The organism is Methylobacterium cerastii (genome assembly GCF_022179125.1).
Classification (GTDB): Bacteria; Pseudomonadota; Alphaproteobacteria; order Rhizobiales; family Beijerinckiaceae; genus Methylobacterium; species Methylobacterium cerastii.
The window spans coordinates 1-2784 of sequence record NZ_BPQG01000090.1 but is presented as its reverse complement, the minus strand read 5'-3'; the positions used below and the strand labels follow the sequence as shown (position 1 = coordinate 2784).

Below are 2784 nucleotides of genomic sequence, written 5' to 3'. Positions count from 1 at the left end.
AAAACGGTCGGATAGCCGACACGGAGACATATAGGATGAATGTCCGACTGGGGTGGGGAGCGGACCCTAACTCTTCGCCCGGAAGCGGACGTTCCAGCCCCAAGGCGCAACAGGGTCAGGCCGCCCGTCGAATTGCGATCACCACGCAGGTCGTCATCGGCGAACAGCTCTCAGATTGGCTCTTGGTCTACGCTGAGCGAGCGCGTGGAGATCGAGACGACACTCACCGCTTCGGGGCTGGTGGCGTCCTGCGCCGGGGAGCCACCGTAGCGTCTCGACACAAGGATCGGGATTTGGCTGCGACGGTGGTTCCGGCCTGATCCTTGTCGTCACGGACACCCGCTTTGTCGATAACGAGGTCCTGGACCAGTGCCATCTGGCTCATGGCGACATGAGATGCCGTTTCGATCTCGGGGATTTGCCCGTTTAGGTCGATGTTTTCGACCAAGCCTTCGTTGCCCGGGCCTGGTCGGATGAGGCCGGCGAACCGCGTCGAGTAGAAATGCGTCGCTGCAGCGACATTCGCCGGGATCGGCTCAGGGTTCCAAGCTTCGACCATGACGATGTTCCGGACGGGAATGCCGACCGCGCCGAGTTTCTGTGCGACGTGGATGGCCGCGGCGGCGCCCATCGAGAAGCCGAGCAGGACAATTGGGCGATCTGCATCCGCGTGGTTCGTAAGCCGCTCAGCGACGGTGGGCCAATCGTTGGGGGGGTAAATCTCCGCAGATGCGCCTTCGGCGCGTAGGCGATCGATGATCTGCTCAACTGCCGACCCGTGGTAACTCGTCAACGGCAAAGTCCAGCCCGCAAAGCCGAGAATGATCGGCTTGGGTTCGAGCCGCGGGGTAGGACACGATCTTGCGGAAAGGTTCACTGTGCCCACGCACAAGATCGTCCAGGGCAGGATCAAGCCCAAAATTCTGTAGATCCATGGCCGTCCGAGGCTACTGACCATCTGAATATATAAATCCAATTGGAAGATGCGGCGAATTAATGAAGCTAAATTCGTAAAATAAAATGCTTACTTGTCATCCAATTCCAAAATAAATATTAATTTGATAATAAATTAATAACGGCTTATTATTTTTTACCAGTATAAAAATACTAAGCAAGAATTTTGAAATCCTGAATATTTTGTCCCACATCTATATTGATCTAAAGATCATAGTTTTCTATCTGTGTGGAAAGTCAACCCGCCCTTAGAAAACTTTGCATGCAGATCCGTCTTGTTGCGATTGGATCACACGGAGATGTGCTGCCGATCCTTGCCCTCAGCATTGAGTTGATCCGGCGCGGATATGATGTTGCGCTGGCTGCCCCTGTGCCGTTCGAAGCATTAGCATCGCGGGCCGGCGTTCCATTCCATGGGCTCGGCACGCAAAGCGCCTATGACCGGAGCATGGCCGACGCAGACCTGTGGCACCCGATACGAGGGGTATCCGCGTTATTCTCTCAAATCTCGGAGGTGACCGAACAGATCTATAATTGGCTTTTTCGGGAAGCGGCGTTCCACGACACCCTCGTTGTAGCTTCTAGCCTGAGCCTCGGCGCGCGCATTGCTCAGGATAAGCTCGGTTTGCAGGTGATCACTCTTCACGTGAACCCGATGCTAGTCGAAAGCCGCTTCGCTTCACCGCGTCTGCCGGGTTTGGGGTTTGCAAAGATGGCCCCATCACGTTTGCGGAATTGGCTTGGACGCGGTGCCGAACGCTACGTAATCGGGCCGGCCGCTCTGCCAAGCTTGAATGCTCTCCGTGCACGTCTAGGGCTTCCAGCCGTGCGCAGGCTTCGCCACTGGTGGAACAGTCCTTCCAAGGTGCTGCTGATGTTTCCCGATTGGTTCGCCCCGCCGCAAGCGGATTGGCTGCCACAGGCTGTGCAAATTGGGTTCCCTCTTGTGAACCCTACTGGAGATGCGCCAGCACTAAGTTCGGATCTTGCAACATTTCTCGCGCAGGGGCCGGCGCCGCTAGTTTTCACCTACGGCACAGCAATGCGGCAGGGGCATCGCTTCTTCGAAACCGCAATCGCCGTTTGCCGATGCATGAAGCAGCGTGGCATTCTTCTCGGGGCTACAGGCGACCAAATCCCATCCCAACTCCCGGACGGTCTGATCCACGCCACCTACGCGCCGTTCAGCGTACTCCTGCCCCGGAGCGCCGCCCTGATCCACCACGGCGGTATCGGCACCGCGACGGAGGCATTCGCAGCCGGCATTCCGCAGCTCATCGTGCCGATGGCGTTCGATCAGTTCGACGTCGGTGAACGGGTCGGCCGCCTCGGTCTCGGTACGACGTTGAGCCAAAGACGCTTTACGCCCCAACGAGCGGCTCGATGCCTGACCAAGCTCCTGACTTCGACCCAGGTCGCACGGTGCTGCCGCGACGTCTCGAAGCGCATGGTGCGCGAAGAAGGTATCGTTTCAGCCTGTGACGCGATCGAAGCGTCAATCCCATAGCTCCAGGCCACGTCGGCATGTGGAGCTACGGCGTCCGCTTCAATGGCGGGTTTGCTCAAAAGCGGACGTTCCCAGCTCACGCAAAGGGTCGATCGCTGGTACGCACTTGCGTCAGGAAAACGGTCGTTTTCCGGACAGACGCCGAGGGCGTAGATCGTATCTCACCAAAAGGAATGGCCGGGGCATCTCTGCCCCGGCCATCGTAACGCAACCGATCCGTGTGGCGTCAGGCGACGCCGCCCCCGAGGGGATGGAACACGCCATCGGCAAAGGCACTGCGGCCTTCCAGAGCGCCATACTGGAGGTAGTGCAGCATCGGGTCG

General features: G+C 58.1%; 2 protein-coding genes. One reads left to right on the top strand and one right to left on the bottom strand.

The window, feature by feature from the left end; genetic code table 11:
* Positions 1-223: 223 nt before the first annotated feature.
* Positions 224-913 (bottom strand): alpha/beta fold hydrolase, encoded by a 690-nt coding sequence (locus tag MFF13_RS23435; protein ID WP_238273072.1) that lies wholly within the window; start codon positions 911-913, stop codon positions 224-226.
* A gap of 303 nt (positions 914-1216) precedes the next feature.
* Between MFF13_RS23435 and MFF13_RS23430 the strand changes: the two genes are divergently transcribed.
* Positions 1217-2461, top strand: coding sequence for a glycosyltransferase (locus MFF13_RS23430; RefSeq protein ID WP_238273071.1), 1245 nt, complete (start codon positions 1217-1219; stop codon positions 2459-2461).
* Positions 2462-2784: the final 323 nt, after the last annotated feature.